Annotated in this window: 19 protein-coding genes; 4 read left to right on the top strand and 15 right to left on the bottom strand. The window is 58.8% G+C overall.

Features of this window, described 5'->3' with window-relative positions; translation table 11 throughout:
* A partial coding sequence (locus ACZYSM_RS05210; RefSeq protein ID WP_489069520.1) for a hypothetical protein occupies positions 1–1,060 on the bottom strand: 1,060 nt, incomplete at its 3' end.
* A gap of 502 nt (positions 1,061–1,562) precedes the next feature.
* Here ACZYSM_RS05210 and ACZYSM_RS05205 point away from each other — a divergent pair.
* Positions 1,563–1,946, top strand: a complete 384-nt coding sequence (locus tag ACZYSM_RS05205) for a helicase (RefSeq protein ID WP_489069518.1) — start codon at positions 1,563–1,565, stop codon at positions 1,944–1,946.
* Between the two features lie 94 nt (positions 1,947–2,040).
* Here ACZYSM_RS05205 and ACZYSM_RS05200 read toward each other — a convergent pair whose 3' ends face one another.
* The 7 genes from ACZYSM_RS05200 to exbB form a co-directional block, all read right to left on the bottom strand.
* Positions 2,041–2,322: a DUF3859 domain-containing protein gene (locus ACZYSM_RS05200; RefSeq protein WP_489069516.1), complete on the bottom strand. Its 282-nt coding sequence runs from the start codon at positions 2,320–2,322 to the stop codon at positions 2,041–2,043.
* A 109-nt stretch (positions 2,323–2,431) separates the two neighbouring features.
* Positions 2,432–3,832, bottom strand: a complete 1,401-nt coding sequence (locus ACZYSM_RS05195) for an aminoacyl-tRNA deacylase and HDOD domain-containing protein (RefSeq protein ID WP_489069514.1) — start codon at positions 3,830–3,832, stop codon at positions 2,432–2,434.
* Between the two features lie 78 nt (positions 3,833–3,910).
* A complete protein-coding gene (recG, locus tag ACZYSM_RS05190) occupies positions 3,911–5,986 on the bottom strand; it encodes an ATP-dependent DNA helicase RecG (protein WP_489069512.1) in 2,076 nt (691 codons plus the stop codon).
* 9 nt (positions 5,987–5,995) lie between these two features.
* A complete protein-coding gene (locus ACZYSM_RS05185; protein WP_489069510.1) occupies positions 5,996–6,916 on the bottom strand; it encodes a hydrogen peroxide-inducible genes activator in 921 nt (306 codons plus the stop codon).
* 150 nt (positions 6,917–7,066) lie between these two features.
* Positions 7,067–7,819: an energy transducer TonB family protein gene (locus ACZYSM_RS05180; RefSeq protein WP_489069508.1), complete on the bottom strand. Its 753-nt coding sequence runs from the start codon at positions 7,817–7,819 to the stop codon at positions 7,067–7,069.
* Positions 7,816–8,244 (bottom strand): TonB system transport protein ExbD, encoded by a 429-nt coding sequence (exbD, locus tag ACZYSM_RS05175; RefSeq protein ID WP_489069506.1) that lies wholly within the window; start codon positions 8,242–8,244, stop codon positions 7,816–7,818. Before exbD ends, ACZYSM_RS05180 begins: the two co-directional genes overlap by 4 nt.
* Positions 8,245–8,250: 6 nt before the next feature.
* Positions 8,251–9,228 (bottom strand): tonB-system energizer ExbB, encoded by a 978-nt coding sequence (gene exbB, locus ACZYSM_RS05170; RefSeq protein WP_489069504.1) that lies wholly within the window; start codon positions 9,226–9,228, stop codon positions 8,251–8,253.
* A 186-nt stretch (positions 9,229–9,414) separates the two neighbouring features.
* Here exbB and ACZYSM_RS05165 point away from each other — a divergent pair, with 186 nt between their 5' ends.
* Positions 9,415–10,272, top strand: coding sequence for an SDR family oxidoreductase (locus ACZYSM_RS05165; protein WP_489069501.1), 858 nt, complete (start codon positions 9,415–9,417; stop codon positions 10,270–10,272).
* A 144-nt stretch (positions 10,273–10,416) separates the two neighbouring features.
* Here the strand turns inward: ACZYSM_RS05165 and ACZYSM_RS05160 are convergent, their stop codons facing one another.
* The 6 genes from ACZYSM_RS05160 to ACZYSM_RS05135 all read right to left on the bottom strand — a co-directional run bounded on the left by ACZYSM_RS05160 (position 10,417) and on the right by ACZYSM_RS05135 (position 15,714).
* Entirely contained in the window at positions 10,417–11,157 is a 741-nt protein-coding gene (locus ACZYSM_RS05160; RefSeq protein ID WP_489069499.1) for a hypothetical protein, read from the bottom strand.
* 62 nt (positions 11,158–11,219) lie between these two features.
* Positions 11,220–11,600 carry a RidA family protein gene (locus ACZYSM_RS05155; protein ID WP_015097371.1) on the bottom strand — a complete coding sequence of 127 codons (381 nt, stop codon included), beginning with the start codon at positions 11,598–11,600 and terminating at the stop codon, positions 11,220–11,222.
* A 24-nt stretch (positions 11,601–11,624) separates the two neighbouring features.
* Positions 11,625–13,730: a bifunctional GTP diphosphokinase/guanosine-3',5'-bis pyrophosphate 3'-pyrophosphohydrolase gene (gene spoT / locus ACZYSM_RS05150; protein ID WP_489069496.1), complete on the bottom strand. Its 2,106-nt coding sequence runs from the start codon at positions 13,728–13,730 to the stop codon at positions 11,625–11,627.
* 57 nt (positions 13,731–13,787) lie between these two features.
* Entirely contained in the window at positions 13,788–14,051 is a 264-nt protein-coding gene (gene rpoZ, locus ACZYSM_RS05145; RefSeq protein ID WP_150640823.1) for a DNA-directed RNA polymerase subunit omega, read from the bottom strand.
* Positions 14,052–14,217: 166 nt separating this feature from the next.
* Complete coding sequence (gene gmk / locus ACZYSM_RS05140; RefSeq protein WP_489069493.1) at positions 14,218–14,838, bottom strand: guanylate kinase; 621 nt, start codon at positions 14,836–14,838, stop codon at positions 14,218–14,220.
* A 12-nt stretch (positions 14,839–14,850) separates the two neighbouring features.
* Entirely contained in the window at positions 14,851–15,714 is an 864-nt protein-coding gene (locus tag ACZYSM_RS05135) for a YicC/YloC family endoribonuclease (protein ID WP_489069491.1), read from the bottom strand.
* A 280-nt stretch (positions 15,715–15,994) separates the two neighbouring features.
* Between ACZYSM_RS05135 and rph the strand changes: the two genes are divergently transcribed.
* On the top strand, positions 15,995–16,717 hold the full coding sequence (gene rph, locus ACZYSM_RS05130; protein ID WP_489069489.1) for a ribonuclease PH: 723 nt from the start codon (positions 15,995–15,997) through the stop codon (positions 16,715–16,717).
* Between the two features lie 29 nt (positions 16,718–16,746).
* Positions 16,747–17,115, top strand: coding sequence for a DUF4870 domain-containing protein (locus tag ACZYSM_RS05125; RefSeq protein WP_489069487.1), 369 nt, complete (start codon positions 16,747–16,749; stop codon positions 17,113–17,115).
* A gap of 170 nt (positions 17,116–17,285) precedes the next feature.
* Here the strand turns inward: ACZYSM_RS05125 and crc are convergent, their stop codons facing one another.
* Positions 17,286–18,065 carry a catabolite repression control protein Crc gene (gene crc, locus ACZYSM_RS05120; RefSeq protein WP_489069485.1) on the bottom strand — a complete coding sequence of 260 codons (780 nt, stop codon included), beginning with the start codon at positions 18,063–18,065 and terminating at the stop codon, positions 17,286–17,288.
* Positions 18,066–18,121 lie beyond the last annotated feature (56 nt).

The raw sequence follows: 18,121 nt of genomic DNA, 5'->3' as shown, positions 1-18,121 counted from the left end.
GTAGAGGTAGACTTTTTCCACTTTTGCATCGGGTCGCATCATGAGGTGCTGGCTCCTGAAAGAGTTCGGGAGCACAGCATTGAGGATCAACTGGCGGCTTTGAAGGTGTAGGTGATGGATCGCTTACGTAGAACAGGCGAATGAGTACCGATATCGCGGTGTCTTGTGTAAAGGGCTCATGCCAAAATTTGTAGAATGTGGCCATCGCGATCGCAATGCCTGTTCCAAAAATCGCCACAGTCACCCATCGCCAGAAGTTCGCACTTTCGCCCTCAGAGGTAGCAATTCGCTGGTAATTGCCGGTTACCCCAATATTGCCAACCACCTGTACGATGCGTGCGGCGTCATCACGGAAGGTGTTGAGATCTTCCAGCGTTTTCGAAGCAGCGTATGTCTGAAGCTCTATTTCCGTCTTATGTTTCTCTCGCTGCTCGGCAACAGCAGTGTCAAACGCCAACTGACGCGCGCCTTCAGCCTGAGTAAATACTTGCTCCAGCTTGGCAATCGCAGCAGATGCTTCTGCGCGCTCCCTGGCTGCGCTTTCCGTAGCCTCATCAAGCTTTTTAGCAAGAAATTGGCTCTTTTCGGTGGCCACGTTCAGTTCTGCAGCTAATTCGTCCCGGCGTCGGGCCAGATCCTGAATAACTCCTTGCGAAAACTCGGCTTGAGATTTGAGCAAGGCAGGAAAGGTTTTCTCTGCAACGCTTTGTAGTTGGGGTGTGAATGCCCAAAAATTTGACATTACGCTTTGGTCCAACATCGACGAAGCGTTAACAATATGGCCGGCGTTTGTATTACCGAGAAACGCATTCAGCTCTGCTAGCGGAGCCTGCAGATGACTGTTCAATGTGCTCAGCCCTCCCGCGCTCGTGAGCTCAGCAGGCGTACTATCAAGAAGCTCCTGAAGAGCTTGAGCAATAGCAAAAACCTTGTCCCGGGCAAACGTATAGCCTTCATCAGCGGCTATAGCTTCGCTCGAGAACTCCGGCATTTTTCGCATATCTAGGATGCGCTGAACGGAAGCACGCAGAGGATTTTCATCGTAGGCAGTTCGAGTCATGGTTTGCTGGCTCACTTTTTCAGACGCTCAGAAGCTACTGTTTCGCCATCATCTTGTCCACGATACTGAAAGGGTATGATCTATAGTGACCGCTTATGGCCGATTGCTGCCTGTTTTGATTGGCTGCTTGGGTCGAAAGCGAATCTACCCAGTCGTTGGCGCGGGCCTTATATTTCTGACGGCGCGTTGCGCAGCTATTGGAGCCTGCAACCTCATGCGCGCAATCGCCTCCCTAAACATCGTTGGCCGACTTAGCGAGCAATGTTGGTGTTCGATCCGCCGGCCGCACCATCACCACCTATGAACTGCACGACGTCATGTGCGCGCCTGGGTCTTGGCGACAGTTACTCAAGAGCGCGGTCTGGTCGAAATAATTCTGTGACTTGGTAGTCATCAGCCGCAAAAACCACATCATCTTCTTCTAACGCAGCACACCTGTGGTGTTCTTGCTTGAAGCCGCTACACTGCGCCGGTCGTTCATTTTTTCTTTGAGGCTGTGAGCATGAAATTTCGTTTTCTTCTCTGGATGCTGGGTCTGTTGATGGGCAAAGCCAGTCGTAGCAACCCGGCGTTTCAGCAGCAGTTGGGTGATAAAGAACTGGTGTTCCAGTTGGAGACCACTGACGGCAAAGTTGCCCGTCACTTTTTCGTCAAAGGCCAACGTATTACCAGTCGCTCGGGTGTTTACCCAGCGCCGGCATTTGCCATTGCCTTTAAAGATGCCGCGTACGGCTTTGCCACGATGCAGGCGAAGAACAAGCAACTGGCGTTCATGACGGGGATTCAGGACAAGTCGATCCAGATCAAGGGCAACCCGGCGCTGGTGATCTGGTTCCAGGGGCTGACCAAGTATTTGAAGCCGAGGAAGGACAAGCCTAAGACCTGAGTCAGGTCACAAAAGCGCGCTCCCACAGTAGATCGAGTGTGGGAGCAACGGGCATTCAGCCTGATGAACAGTTCGACGCTTGAAGATTAGCGATTCAGCGCACGGTGAAACGCTGTTGCACCAGCAGACGGTCACCCTGGAACACCATAAAACGCCACTCTCCCGGCACTACTTCGGCTTGTTCGATCTTTTCGTTGCTGTGCCGCAAGATCCGCTCACCTGATTGCAGCTCAGCTTTTGGGCCTTCGAAAAAACCATACTCGACCGGGCCTTCGACACGAACTTCGGCACTGGCCAGGCTACTGAGCATCAGCATCAGCATCAGCATCAGCATCAGCATCAGCACCGCCAGCGCGCTTAAACGGGTGAGGTGCATATCGCGCTCCTTGATTGGGATGGCGCGAGCCTATGACGCAGGCATGACAGTCTCGGGCGTCAGCTAAGCAGGGGCACCCGTGCTTAGCTGACGAGCACTAGGGCTTGTTTTATCCCTGGCTGAACTGGGAAGCCAGCTCGCGCAACAAGACTTCGGCTTCGAGGACTTTGCTGACGACGTCTTCGGCTTTGTCGCGGCTCAGGCCCAGCCGTTCGAGCAACGCGTCGGGGATTTCTTCGTCGGGGCCGGAGCCGATACCTCGGCTGCGCAGCAGACGTACGGCCAGGCACACCAGGTTCGGGTACTCAGCGTAGTCGCGGTCGTAGCCCGGGTCGTGCTGGAATCGCAGGGCGGTAGACAGTTCTTCCGGCATGTCCCAGAGGCGCATCAGCCATGAACCGATCTGTTCGCGGCTGATGCCCAGCAGGTGTTGCTCGACATAGCTGTGGCACAGGTGCGGGTTGACCTCCAGATGACGGCAGATCAGCGAGAAGTGCGGCGGGAAAACGTGGGCCAGCAGCAGATAGCCGAAGTTGTGCAGCAAGCCTGCGAGGTAGGTCAGGCCAGCTTCCGGGCGCTGGGCGCGGGGCATGGCGCGGGTCAGGCCTTCGATGACTGCAGCGGTGTAGATCGACTGCTGCCAGTACGGTGTGGTGTGTTGCGGACGGTCTTTGGGCAGGCTCAGGGTTTTGCCCAAGGCCAGGCCCAGCGCCAGATTGATGACCAGATCGAAACCGAGCACACGCACGATCGCGTCTTCCACTGAGCGAATCTTGCCCGGCGAGGCGTAGTACGGTGACCCCGCCCAGCTCACCACTTGCGCGGCCAGGGATGGATCGGTTTCCACCACCCCGGTGATGTCGTCGATGGTGGCGTTGGGGTCGACCCGCAGTTTGATGATTTTCTGCGCAGTCTCGGCCAGCGGTGGTATCTCGATGGTCTCTTCCAGCCGTTGCTGAATACGCCGGGCGGTGAAGGCCCGCACCGCCTGGGTGATTTCCTCGCGGTCATCATCGGGGCGGTCGAGGTTCGGGCGGATCGTGTTCAGGGCTTCGCCGAAGTTTGCGGCGCTGGCCTTGGTCAGCATGCTTTTGAAGGCTTCGCTGGAGACTTCCAGCAGCAGGCCAGGCTCGCCCGAGTTGATCAGCAGGCTCGGTTCGCGCAGCAGACTTTCTTCATAGAGGCAGGGTGCACTGGTGAGCGCTGGCAGACCGGGCAGCAGGCTCAGGTTGTGTTTGCCGAGCATGCGCTGCAGGCGATCCAGAGGCACCGCGGTAAGACGTCGACCGATCAGTTCGGCGAGACGGTTGAGGTCCAGCAGTTGACTCTGTGGGAACAGCACCATGAGTACGCCGACTGCGTCTTCCAGCAGAACGGCCTGAACCTTGCGCGCGGCAGAGAGGCCGGGGCGGTCGAGCACTTCGTTGTAGCTGATGGCTAGCTTGCCAAGCAGCAGCCGGATAGCAGACGGGGCGTGCGGTGCTTCCGTAGCGAGGGCAACTTCGGTCATGGTCTGTATCCGTGGTCAAACAATTTCTGGAGTATAACCAGCTTGATTAGGGGGATGGTCCTAAAACTGAGACGCTGCTCACACTTGGCCGTATTGCTGCCCATGACGTAGCCAGCGCTCCAGTAGAGGGCTCACGTGTTGCGGCCAGCGTTCGAGCAAAGCCTGGGCGGCATCGCGTACAGCGGGCAGAAGATCGGCGTCGCGCATCAGGTCGGCAACTTTGAATTGCAGCAGGCCGGTTTGCCGGGTGCCGAGCATCTCGCCGGGGCCGCGCAGTTCGAGGTCTTTTTCGGCGATGATGAAGCCGTCGTTGGTCTCGCGCATGATACCCAGGCGCTGACGGCCGATCTGTGACAGCGGTGGATGGTAGAGCAATACGCAGTGACTGGCGGCGCTGCCCCGGCCAACCCGGCCGCGCAATTGGTGCAGTTGCGCAAGGCCCAGACGCTCAGGGTTCTCGATGATCATCAGGCTGGCGTTGGGCACGTCGACGCCGACTTCGATCACGGTGGTCGCCACCAGTAGTTGCAGGGCGCCGGCCTTGAACTCGGCCATGACCGCAGCCTTCTCTGCGGGTTTCATTCGCCCGTGAATCAGTCCGACCCGCAGTTCGCCAAGGGCGCTGGTCAGGTCTTCGTAAGTTGTTTCGGCGGCCTGGCACGTGAGCTCTTCAGATTCCTCAATAAGCGTGCACACCCAATAGGCCTGGCGACCTTCAGCGCAGGCAGCGCGCACGCGTTCGATGACTTCAATACGTCGGGTGTCGGTGACCAGCACGGTGTTCACCGGGGTCCGGCCGGGTGGTAGTTCGTCGAGGATCGAGGTGTCGAGATCAGCGTAGGCACTCATGGCCAGCGTCCGCGGAATCGGCGTAGCAGTCATGATCAACTGATGCGGGCACATCCGACCGCCCACGCCTTTCTGGCGCAGGGCCAGACGTTGCTGCACGCCGAAGCGGTGCTGCTCGTCGATGATCACCAGCGCCAGGTTCTTGAACTGCACTTCGTCCTGGAACAGCGCATGGGTGCCGACCACCATTGGTGTGCCGTTGGCGATCTGCTCCAGCGCCGTTACGCGGTTTTTGCCTTTGAGCTTGCCGGCCAGCCACGCAGTTTCGATACCCAGGGGTTCAAGCCAGCGCGTGAAGTTGATGAAGTGCTGTTCGGCGAGAATCTCGGTGGGTGCCATCAATGCGACCTGATAGCCCGCTTCCAGCGCCTGCAAGGCGGCGAGGGCGGCGACCACGGTTTTGCCGGCGCCGACATCACCTTGAATCAGCCGCAGCATCGGCTCGGGTTGACTGAGGTCGTAGGCGATTTCATTGCCCACCCGTTGCTGCGCGCCAGTCGGCGGGAAGCCCAGATTGGCCAGGTATTTCGCTGGCAGCTCTTTGGCTTTCGGCAAGGCTGGCGCACGCTGGGAGCGCAGGCTTTCGCGCAGGCGCTGCTGAGACAGCTGATGGGTCAGCAGCTCTTCGAATGCCAGCCGGTGTTGGGCCCAGTGATGACCCAGTGCGAGCTCGTCGACATCGGCGTCCGCCGGTGGGTGGTGCAGGTAACGAATCGCGTCGTCCAGCGGGGCCAGTTGATAGTCGCGCGCCAGTTCTTCCGGCAGCCAGTCAGGCAGGCTGCTCGGGCCGAGCAGGGCCAGGCTTTGCTGGCACAGCTGACGTAGCCGTTGCTGGGTCAGGCCTTCGGTGAGCGGGTAGATCGGCGTCAGGGTTTGATCCACCGGCGGTGGTTCGTCGCCGTTGATGGCGCGGTATTCCGGGTGGTAGATTTCCAGCCCCGACGCACCGGGCCGGGCCTCGCCATAACAGCGCACGCGGGTGCCGCGTTTAAGGCCTTCTTTTTGTGCGTTGCTGAAATGGTAGAAGCGCAGACTGAGCCCGCCGGTGCCATCCTGCAGGCGCACCAGCAAGCTGCGGCGCTTGCCCATGACCACGTCGGCGCCGCTGACGGTGCCTTCGATCACTGCATCCTGCCCCGGTCGCAGTTGGCCGATCGGCACCACGCGGGTGCGGTCCTGATAGCGCATGGGCAGGTGAAACAGGACGTCCTGGAGATTCTCCAAGCCGACCTTGGCCAGTTTCTCGGCCATCGCTTCACCGACGCCCTTGAGCGCTGTGACCGGCACCTTCGACAGCTCAGTCATCGCGGCGTCTTAGCTCGCCACTGGCGGCTTGGCCACCGAGCACAGGCGGATCGAGTCAGCGAGGATTTCAATCGCTTTTGGCCGTGGGAAGCTGGCGCGCCAGGCGATCGCTACGGTGCGGAACGGCACCGGTGGCGTCATCGGGCGTACTTCGATCACGCCAGGGGCGTAGTGATGGCTGTCCACCGCCGAGAGCGGCAGGACCGAGATACCCAGGCCGGAAGCAACCATGTGTCGAATGGTTTCCAGGGAGCTGGATTCGACGGTGGTGTGCTTGGCGCCATCGCTGCCTTTGGCCAGGGTCGGACAGGCCTCGAGTACCTGATCGCGGAAGCAGTGGCCTTCGCCGAGCAGCAGCAGGCTCTTGTCGTTGAGCAGGCTGGCGTCGATGGTTTTCTTTTGGGTCCATGGGTGCGAGCTGGGCATCAGTACGTAGAACGGCTCATCGTAGAGCTGCAGCGTCAGTACGTCAGCCTCGTTGAACGGCAGGGCGATAATGATCGCGTCCAGCTCGCCGTTGCGCAGTTTGTCGCGCAGTACGTGGGTGAAATTTTCTTCGATGTACAACGGCATCTGCGGGGCGACCCGGTGCAGTTGTGGAATCAGGTGCGGGAACAGATACGGACCAACCGTGTAGATCGCGCCGACTTTCAGTGGCGCGGTCAGCTGGTTTTTACCGGCCTGGGCCAGCTCACGAATACCTTGGGCTTGCTCAAGAACCTTCTGGGCCTGGGCGACGATGCCCTCGCCGACAGGCGTCAGGCGCACCGCGCTTTTGCTGCGCTCGAAAATCAGCACACCGAGTTCGTCTTCAAGCTTCTTCACGCCTACCGACAAGGTCGGCTGACTGACATGGCAGCGCTCGGCCGCATGGCCGAAGTGCTGCTCTTGGGCGAGGGTAACGATGTAGCGCAATTCTGTGAGAGTCATAGCGGGCGTCCATGAGGTTGCGAGCCAAGCATACCGGCTGCAATCGATAGACGCACGTTATCAGACTGGGTGAGCAATGCGACACTGGACAATGCGTGTTTGGCGGTGACGGATATGCAAAAGGCACCTTTCGGTGCCTTTTGGAGTTTATTAATGACGTCGTCTTTTATCGATTTCGTAATTATAGGCTGCGGTGATTTCGATGGTGCCGTTGCTCAGCACATCTGCCGGAGGCTTTGGCAGCGGCTGGGCTTTGCGAATCATTTCCAGCGTTGCCCGATCCAGATCAGCATTGCCAGAGCGGTTCACCAGCTCATAGGAAAGCACGATCCCTTCGGCGTTGACGACGAAGCGCAGGCTGTTGGTCCCTTCCTTTCCGCGTCGCAGAGCTTCCCCTGGATACCGCTTGTACTTTGCCATATGGGCCTGCAACTCACCTTGCCAGTTGGCTTTGGCAGCCGCTTGTGCATGCGAGGGGCCAGGCGTCGGCGGCGCGGTTTTTTCGGTGGGCGCGTTGGTCTGCGCTGTGTCGCTGGGTTTTTCCTCGGACGGTTTTTCCTTCGGTGGCTCCGGTTTTTTCTCCTCGGGCTTGGGCGGCTGCGGCTTTGGCTTGAGCTTGACCGGCTTGGGCACGGAGATAGTCGGCTTCGGTGCCTCTGCGAGTTTTGGCAGCGGTAGCTCTTCCACCGGGGCCGGTGGTTGCGGTGGTGTCACAACCTTCGGCGGTGCCGGTGGAGGCGGTGCCGGAACCGGCGCCAGCTCGACCATCATCGCTTGCGGTGGCAGTTCGACCGGCTGTGGTGACGACCAGTTGAGCGCGAGAATAATCGCGACCGCGTGGACGCCCAGCACCACTGCCAGGCTAGCGCTGTAACGCGTCAGCTTTTGGCGCGTTGTGATCATTTCTTGGCTGCCGTCTCGAGTCCGACCAAGCCGACTTTCAGGTATCCGGCTGCCCGCAAGGCGTCCATCACACTCATCAGGTCGCCGTAGTCCACGCCTTTATCGGCCTGGAAGAAGATCGTCGTGTCCTTCTTGCCATGAGTCCTGGCATCAAGGGTCGCGCCCAGCGCTTCAGCCTTTACTTCGTCTTCGCCAAGGAATAGCCGTTGATCGGCCTTGACGCTGAGGAACACCGGCTTCTCTGGTCGCGGCGCCGGTTTGGCGCTCGAGGCGGGCAGGTCAACTTTAATGTCCACAGTCGCCAGCGGTGCTGCCACCATGAAGATGATCAGCAGCACCAGCATCACGTCGATAAATGGCGTGACGTTGATTTCGTGGTTCTCGGCGAGATCGTCGTCAGCGCCTTCTTTCAAATGCAAGCCCATGGCCGATTACCCCACTTTCACCATGTGCGGTTGCGATACGCGCTCAGGCGGCAGGTGGTCCAGGTCACGGCTGACCAGCAGCAGGACTTCTGCCGAGGCATCGCAAACCTGCGCCTTGTAACCGGCGATAGAGCGGGCGAAGACGTTGTAGATCACCACCGCCGGGATCGCTGCAACCAGGCCCAGGGCAGTCGCCAGCAAGGCTTCGGCAATGCCGGGAGCAACGACGGCGAGGTTGGTGGTCTGGGTTTTGGCGATGCCGATGAAGCTGTTCATGATGCCCCACACGGTACCGAACAGGCCGACGAAGGGCGCGGTGGAACCGATGGTTGCCAGCACGCCGGTGCCGCTGCTCATGTTTCGGCCGCATGCTGCAACCAGGCGCTCAAGACGGAAGCTGACGCGTTCCTTGATGCCTTCTTTTTCGCGGCTGTTGGCCGACAGACGCATTTCTTCCAAGGCGTCGTGGACCAGCAGGTTGGCGAGTGTGCCTTCCTTGCTGGCGGTTGTGCTGGCTTCTTTAAGAGTGGTGGCTTTTTTCAGGCTGGCGATTTCACTGCGCAGACGACGTTTGGCGCCGAGCAGTTCAAAGCCCTTGGCGATCCAGATGGTCCAGGTGATGATCGACGCGATGGCCAGGCCGATCATCACGACTTTTACGATGATGTCGGCGTTCTGATACATGCCCCAAGGCGACAAGTCGTGGGCCATGCCCAGGGTGTTATCGGCCTCGAGTACTTCCGGCTGGTATTCGAGGGTTGCACCTTCACCAACCAGAGCCGGGTCGGTAACGACCTGGGTCACAACCGGAGGGGTATGATCAGCGGTGCGGTGAGTAGCAGGTACGGTGGCAGGCACAGGCTCGTCGGCGAACGCGGCGGTCGGTGCCAGCAGCAGGCTGAACAGCAGCGTTGCTACCATGCGCCAGGCGCGCGAAGGGCTAGGAAGCTTGGTTGGCGAAGCGGGGAATTGATTGCTTGTCATGCTGGCCGGACCTAAGAGGAAAAAAGGTAAATGTCCTTCCAGGCCTCGTAGGGCCGAGAACAAATGGGCGATCATTATTGCAAATAGTTCTTGTTAACAAAAGTAATCGAGTATCTTTTTTCTTTGATGACTAGCCGATCGTCCATTGTCGGCGCTAGGCTGTGCCTTTCTGATGGGAGATTTCTGATGTCCGCGCCTTCTGTGTTAATCGCCGGTTGTGGTGATGTCGGCGGCCGTCTGGCCACGCAATTGCTGTCCTCGGGGTGGGAGGTTCATGGCCTGCGGCGTGACATCTCACGCCTGCCCGAGGGCGTTATTGGCGTTGCCGGCGACTTGTTCAATGAAGACTGTCCGGCGACCTGGCCGGTCGGTGCGGTTGATTACCTGGTGTATTGCGCGGCCGCCACCGATCACGATGAGGCCGGCTACCGCGCCGCTTATGTTCAGGGCTTACAGCATGTACTGGATTGGCTGAACGACTACGGTCAGGCGCCCAAGCGTCTGCTGTTTGTCTCAAGCAGCAGCGTTTACGGTCAGCAGGACGGTGAATGGGTCGATGAAACCTCGCCCACGCAAGCGAGCGGTTACTCCGGGCGTTTGATGCTGGAAGCCGAGCAGGTGGCTTTGCACAGCGGCATACCGGCCAGTCTGGTTCGCTTGACCGGCATCTACGGTCCGGGCCGTGAGTGGCTGCTGACTCAGGTGCGCCAGGGTTATCGTGTGGCAATCGACCCGCCGTTGTATGGCAACCGGATTCACGTCGACGATGCTGCAGGCCTGCTGGCGTTCCTGCTTCAGGCGGATCATCGGGGCGAAATGCTGCAGGACTGCTATATCGGTGTCGACGATACACCTGCACCACTGTCGGAAGTGGTCGGCTGGTTGCGCGAGTACTTGGGGGTCACTGAATGGGCAGCGGATGCCAGTGTCCGCCGCAACGGCAGCAAGCGTTGCAGCAATGCCCGGGCTCGGGCATTGGGCTGGGTACCGCGTTATCCGAGCTTTCGTGAAGGGTATGTGGCGATTCTTGAAGGGCGCTGCTGAAGGTCAATCGCCACACACACATCTAATGTGGGAGCGGGCTTGCTCGCGATGAGGTCGTAACATTCAGCATCTACGTTGACTGTTACACCGCTATCACGAGCAAGCCCGCTCCCACATTTGGATTGTGTTGATATCAGGGTTGGATCACTGCTTCTCGAGCAACCACTTGCGATCACCCGGCGTGAACGAAGGCATCTCGTCCGCCTGAGCAGTGTTGATCGTTTGGAATATCTCCAGCTGTTTGCCCTTGCGCGCGAAAATCCAGGTATTGCCTTGGCCGTTCTGTTGCAGCCAGATGTTGTCGTTGCCGCCGCTCATGGACGCGCAATCACCGGCGAGGCAGAGCGCGTAGCGATCTGTGCCTGGCAGGCCTTCAATCCGGCCATCGGCCTGGAACTGAACGGTGCTGCCTTCGCCTGGACCGCTGACGACTTTCCAGCTACCGCCCATGTAAGAGGAGTACAGGGCCCGCTCGAAACTGGCGCCAATCGGTGCGCCTTCGGGAACCGTGCCTTGCGCCCGATCGAAAACCTGTTCCGGTTCGGAGTCGGTTGCCACTTGCTGGAGTTGTTTGCCGTCGCGACTTAGCTCACTGGCGGAGCTGCCATAGAAGTCGACCTTCCAGGCACCGGATTTTTCGCCCAGCAGTTTGCCTTCGACATTTTCAAAACCGTTGGTGTATCGCGCCTGGCCGGCTTTGGTATTGATGTCCCATTCCAGGTTTGGACCGTGGGTCTGGAGGGCTTCGCGCAAGTGGCCGCCTTTGGACGCAGCATCGATTGCCGCCTGGTTGATCCAGGTGCCACTGATGTCGCGGTCGGCGGGATCGCTGGCACAGCCGCTGAGAAAAATGGCAAGCAAAGAGAGAGCAAGCGCTTTGCGCATGACGGAATCCTTTCAAAACGGAATTGGCGCAGCGCGGCGGCTGCGCCAGGACGTGTTACCAGTTACTCGATGACGAGAATGGCGTCCATCTCAACCTGAGAGCCTTTTGGCAGTGCAGCGACGCCGATGGCGGCGCGGGCAGGGTAAGGCTGGTCGAAATATTTGCCCATGATCTCGTTGACCTTGGCGAAGTGGCTCAGGTCGGTGAGGAAGATGTTCAGTTTGACGATATCTTTGAACGAACCACCGGCGGCTTCAGCCACGGCCTTGAGGTTCTCGAAAACCTGAATGGTCTGGGCTTCGAAGCCTTCGACCAGTTCCATGGTTTTTGGGTCCAGAGGGATTTGACCGGACATGTAGACAGTGTTGCCAGCCTTGATCGCCTGGGAATAAGTACCGATGGCGGCAGGTGCTTTGTCGCTGGTGATAACAGTCTTGGTCATGAATGACTCCTTGTAATGGGTTGGTTACGCGCGCATGCGGGTGATGCGGGTGACCCCGGTCAGGGCGCGCAGTTTCTTGATCACTCGGGCCAGATGCACTCGGTCGTGCACGCTGACCACCAGTTGGACCACGCTGATGCGACCATCGCGTTCGTCCATGCTGATTTTTTCGATATTGCCATCGGCCGCGTTGACGCTGCTGGCCAGCAGGGCAATCAGACCGCGCTGGTGTTCCAGCTCGACGCGCAGTTCGACGTTGAATTCGCCGGTAACATCCTTCGCCCAGGAGAGCTGGATGCATTTTTCCGGGTTATGGCGGATTTCGCTGATGTTGCGGCAGTTGTCCAGGTGCACCACCATCCCTTTGCCTGCGGACAGGTGGCCGACAATCGGGTCACCAGGGATCGGTGTGCAGCACTTGGCGTAACTGAGGACCAGGCCTTCGGTGCCGCGAATCGCCAGCGGACCTTCCGCGCTCGGCAGCTGTTCGCCTTCGCCGAGCAGGCGGCGGGCGACGACATAGGCCATGCGATTGCCAAGGCCGATGTCTTCAAGCAAGTCTTCGATCACTTCGAGACGGTATTCGTTGATCATCAACTGGATGCGCTCGGCCGGTACTTTTTCCAACGAGCTGTCGAAGCCGTTGAGCACCTTGTTCAGCAGGCGTTCACCAAGGCTGATGGACTCGGAACGGCGTTGCAGTTTCAGGGCGTGACGAATATGCGTGCGGGCCTTGCCGGTAACCACGAAGTTGAGCCAGGCCGGGTTTGGCCGGGCGCCCGGGGCGCTGACGATTTCCACGGTCGAGCCGCTTTGCAGTGGTTCGGACAGTGGCGCCAGGCGACGGTTGATCCGGCAGGCGATGCAGCTGTTGCCGACGTCGGTGTGTACCGCATAGGCGAAGTCGACCGCCGTGGAGCCTTTGGGTAGCTCCATGATCCGGCCTTTGGGCGTGAAGACATAGACCTCGTCCGGGAACAGGTCGATCTTCACGCTTTCGATGAACTCAAGGGAGTTGCCGGCGCGCTGCTGCATTTCCAGTACGCCCTTGACCCATTGGCGAGCACGGGCGTGAGTGCCTTTCGGTTGCTCATCACCACTGGATTTGTACAGCCAATGGGCGGCGATGCCGTTGTTGGCCATCTCTTCCATTTCACGGGTGCGGATCTGAATCTCGATCGGTACGCCGTGCATGCCGAACAGCGTGGTATGCAGCGACTGATAGCCGTTGGCTTTGGGAATCGCGATGTAATCCTTGAAGCGCCCCGGCAGTGGTTTGTACAAATTATGTACAGCACCGAGCACTCGATAGCAGGTATCGACCTTGTCGACGATGATGCGGAACGCGTAGACGTCCATGATCTCGTTGAAGGCCCGACGCTTGCCGCGCATCTTCTTGTAGATGCCGTAGATGTGTTTCTGCCGACCGCTGACCTCGCCCTGAATCTCGTCGATGGCCAGGCAGTGGCTGAGGGACTCTTCGATCTTGTTGACGATTTCCTTGCGATTACCCCGGGCGCGTTTGACGGCCTGGTAGATCCGCGCGGAACGCATCGGGTGCATGGCTTTGAAGCCGAGGTCTTCGAACTCTATACGAATGCTGTGCATGCCCAAGCGGTTGGCGATGGGTGCATAGATTTCCAGGGTTTCCTTGGCAATCCGTCGGCGTTTTTCGCCGGACAGCACTTCCAGGGTCCGCATGTTGTGCAGGCGGTCGGCCAGCTTGACCAGGATCACGCGAATATCGCGGGCCATGGCCATGGCCATTTTCTGGAAGTTTTCGGCTTGGGCTTCGGCTTTGGTCTCGAAGTTCATCTGGGTCAGTTTGCTGACCCCGTCGACCAGTTCGGCCACGGTTTCACCGAACTGCGCTGAGAGCGCTTCCTTGGCAATACCAGTGTCTTCGATCACGTCATGCAGCATGGCCGCCATCAGGCTCTGATGGTCCATATGCATGTCGGCAAGAATATTCGCGACCGCTAATGGGTGCGTGACGTAGGCTTCGCCGCTGCGTCGGCGTTGGCCGTCGTGGGCTTGTTCGGCGTAGAAATACGCTCGGCGAACCAGGTTTACCTGGTCCGTGCCGAGATAGGTCGATAAGCGATCGGCGAGGGCGTCTATGCTCGGCATGATGACTCCTGCCGATGACTGTGACCCTGCGCCGTGCTACGTCGACCAGGCATAGGCTTAGACGGCCTCGTTGGACTCGTCCTCGAACGCTGCGAACAGCGGTTCGTCTTCAACGATTTCGGCTTCAGCGATGACTTCATAGCTCATCAGACCTGCTGCGATTTCACGCAACGCCATTACGGTAGGTTTATCGTTTTCCCAGGCCAGCTTAGGCTCTTTGCCACCGGTCGCCAATTGACGAGCACGTTTGGTAGAGAGCATGACCAGCTCAAAGCGGTTAGCCACGTGATCTAGGCAGTCTTCAACGGTTACGCGGGCCATGGTATTCCTCGTAGCAAATGCAATATGCGCGCTGCCCGGATGGGCAAGCGGACTGAACAGTTTAAAAAATCACCAGCGTTTAGGGAAGCGCTGATTTTTCGCCCAGCTCTCCAACGCGCTACAAGTGCCAATGTAAAGCCCTTGCAGCGGTTTTGGGAAGTGGTCTTTAAGCCAGCAGTTCAGCGAGTAATTTACCGAAACGCTGCTGCTGAGGCTTTTGGCGGAGCTGATTGGCGCGGAAGATCGCCTTCAGATCGTCCAGTGCAATGGCAAAGTCATCGTTGATGATCAGGAAGTCGTAATCGAGGTAATGACTCATCTCGCTGACCGCTTCGCGCATCCGGCCCTCAATGATTTCGTCGCTGTCCTGACCGCGATTGGTCAGGCGTTGACGCAAGGCTTGCTGGGACGGCGGCAGAATGAAGATCGAACGAGCCTGGGGCATCAACTTGCGCACTTGTTCAGCGCCTTGCCAATCGATTTCCAGAATCAGGTCATGGCCTTCATCCAGGGTCTGCTGCAAATGGCTCTGCGAAGTGCCATAGAGGTTGCCGAACACTTCGGCTCGCTCGAGGAAGTCCCCATGCTCGATCATCCGCACGAACTCGGCGCGGTCGACAAAGTTGTAGTTCACGCCGTCGACTTCACCGGGGCGCATGGCGCGGGTGGTGTGCGAAACCGACACGCGGATTTGCGGCTGCGCGTCGATCAGGGCCTTGACCAAGCTGGTCTTGCCCGCGCCTGAAGGGGCGGAAATGATGTAGAGAGTGCCGGTGCTGTGGGTCATGTCGGGGGAGCCTTACTCAATATTCTGCACTTGTTCGCGCATCTGCTCGATCAACACTTTGAGGTTGACCGCCGCCTGAGTGCTGCGCGGGTCGAAGGCTTTGGAGCCCAGTGTATTGGCTTCGCGGTTGAGCTCTTGCATCAGGAAGTCCAGGCGCCGGCCAGCGGCACCGCCGGATTTGAGTACGCGGCGAACTTCAATGATGTGGGTGCTCAGCCGGTCCAGTTCTTCGGCCACGTCGCTCTTTTGCGCGAGCATGACCATTTCCTGTTCCAGGCGCTGCGGGTCCAGCTCGGCCTTCATGTCGGCGAAGCGGTCCAGGACTTTCTGGCGCTGGGTCGCGAGCATTTGCGGGACCAGCTCGCGTAGGGTCACAACGTCTTCTTCTATGGAGCTCAAGCGTTCGTTGATCAGGCGGGCCAGCTCCGCGCCTTCGCGCTCGCGGCCGCTCTTCAGTTCTTTCAGGCCCTGGTTGAACAGGGCCAGTGCTTCAGCGTTCAGCGCTTGCGGGTCGCTCGCGTCGGCCACCAGTACACCCGGCCAGGCCAGGACTTCCAGCGGGTTCAGGGCTGCTGGGTGTTTGATCAGGCTGGCCACGGTCTCGGCCGCTGCCACCAGTTGCGCGGCACGTTCACGATCCACCTGCAAAGGCTTGCCGGTGGTTTCTTCGGTGAAGCGCAGGGTGCATTCGAGTTTTCCGCGGGACAAGCCCTGGCGCAGCGCTTCGCGCACAGCACCTTCGAGGTCGCGAAAAGACTCTGGCAGACGCAGGTGCGGTTCCAGGTAGCGGCTGTTGACCGAGCGCAACTCCCAGCTCAGGGTGCCCTGGATGCCGGCTTTTTCGACGCGGGCGAAGGCGGTCATGCTATGCACCATGGAGGTACCTCGCGATTCGGGCCTGCTAAAACCTCGAGGGGTTTCAGCGGGCCTGATGGATAAATTAAAGCCGACAGGCTGCAAAGGCGCAGGATTGTAACGCAGTGCAGCGAATGCTCCCAAACTGCGCGTGTGATAAAGGGCTGCAGGTGGTCGGCAGTCGGCGTCAGGGCCTTGTTCAGAGCCTTCGGTCGCGGCGCAGGTTTTTTAGAAGTGCCCAGTCGGTGTTCCGGGCTCTATAATGCTCGGCAGATTTCCGTCCCTGTACAGGTATTCCTCTATGAAACGTCCAAGTGGTCGCGCTGCCGATCAGCTCCGCTCGATCCGCATCACCCGCAACTACACCAAACACGCCGAGGGATCTGTACTGGTCGAGTTCGGTGATACCAAAGTGATCTGTACGGTCAGCGTCGAAAATGGCGTGCCGCGCTTCCTTAAAGGTCAGGGTCAGGGTTGGTTGACTGCTGAATACGGCATGCTGCCGCGCGCCACTGGTGAGCGTAACCAGCGTGAGGCGAGCCGTGGCAAACAAGGTGGTCGTACGCTCGAGATCCAGCGTTTGATCGGTCGCTCCTTGCGCGCTGCCCTGGACATGTCCAAGCTGGGTGATGTCACCTTGTTCGTCGATTGCGATGTGATCCAGGCCGATGGTGGCACTCGCACCGCGTCGATTACCGGCGCCATGGTTGCACTGATCGATGCCTTGAAAGTGATCAAGAAGCGTGGCGGCCTGAAAGGCGGTGACCCGCTCAAGCAAATGATCGCTGCTGTTTCGGTGGGTATGTACCAAGGCGAGCCTGTGCTCGATCTGGACTACCTGGAAGACTCGGCTGCCGAGACTGATCTCAACGTCGTGATGACCAGCACCGGCGGTTTCATTGAAGTTCAGGGTACTGCCGAAGGCGCGCCGTTCCAGCCTGAAGAGCTGAACGCGATGCTGGCTTTGGCTAAGAAAGGCATGAACGAGATTTTCGAGCTGCAACAAGCTGCACTGGCTGACTGATTGCCCCGACTTCCAGCAAGGAGAGCATCATGAGTGACGAACAACTTCCGCTGCCTATGCCGAGCCAGGAGGTTCGCCAATGGGCGATGTTTTGTCACTTGTCCGCCTTGCTGGGGATCTGGATTCCTTTCGGTACGCTGATCGGGCCGCTGATTCTCTGGCAGATGAAGCGCGAGATGGACCCCTTCATCGATGCGCAGGGTAAGGAAGCGCTGAATTTTCAGATCACCGTCGCCATCGCATCGGCCATCTGTTTCTTGTTGATGGTGCTGATAATCGGGTTCTTCCTGTTCGGGCTGGTAGCGATTGGTGCCATGGTGCTGGCGATTATCGGCGGCATCAAGGCCAATGAAGGGGTGCCGTATCGCTATCCCTTCACCTGGCGCCTGATCAAGTAAGCGTTTGAAACCCCGCCACAACCCCTGTAGGAGCGAGCTTGCTCGCGATGAGGGCATTACATTCAACATTGATATGGAGGTCAGACCGCTATCGCGAGCAAGCTCGCTCTTACAGGGGGCACAAAAAAGCCGACATCGCTGTCGGCTTTTTTGTGGCTGCGAAAAGACGCTTAGATGGTCAGCGTCCAGTCGTAATCCACGATCAGCGGTGCATGCTGCGAGAAACGTGGTTGGCGCGGCAGGCGTGCGCTACGTACGAAGCGACGCAGACCCGGAGTCAGCAGTTGATAGTCGAAACGCCAACCCAGGTTGAGCATCTCGGCCTGTTCGTTGTCCGGCCACCAGCTGTACTGATCGCCTTCACGACTGACTTCACGTAGCGCGTCGACATAACCCATGTTGCCGACAATCTCGTCCATCCAGGCCCGTTCAGGCGCCAGGAAACCCGGAGATTGCTGGCTGTCGCGCCAGTTTTTGATATCCAGCTTCTGTTGCGCCACGTAGAGCGAGCCACAATAAATGTACTCGCGACGTTTGCGCCGCTGTTTATCTAGGTAGCGAGCGAAGTCGTCCATAAACTTGAACTTCTGGTTCAAGTCTTCATCGCCGTTCTGCCCTGATGGAAGCAGCAAGGTTGCGATACTGACCTTGTCGAAATCGGCTTGCAGGTAACGCCCGTAGCGGTCGGCTGTCTCAAAGCCCAGGCCGCTGATGACCGCCTTGGGTTGCAACCGCGAATACAAAGCCACGCCACCTTGGGTGGGGACTTCAGCATCGCAGGCATAAAGGAAGTAGCCATCCAGTTGGAAGGCTGGGTCGTCCAGTTCAAAGGCGGAGGCACGGGTGTCCTGCAGGCAGATGACGTCGGCATTCTGTGCTTGCAGCCAACTGAGCAAACCACGCTCGACTGCAGCCTGAATACCATTGACGTTCACACTGATGATCCGCATAAATGGCCCCAAAAATCACGTGCGTGTATGATACCCGAGGTCTACCTAATTAGCTA

The organism is Pseudomonas sp. F220, from assembly GCF_057813935.1.
The sequence above is the reverse complement of the archived record's forward strand: the minus strand, read 5'-3'. Positions and strand labels throughout refer to the sequence as shown.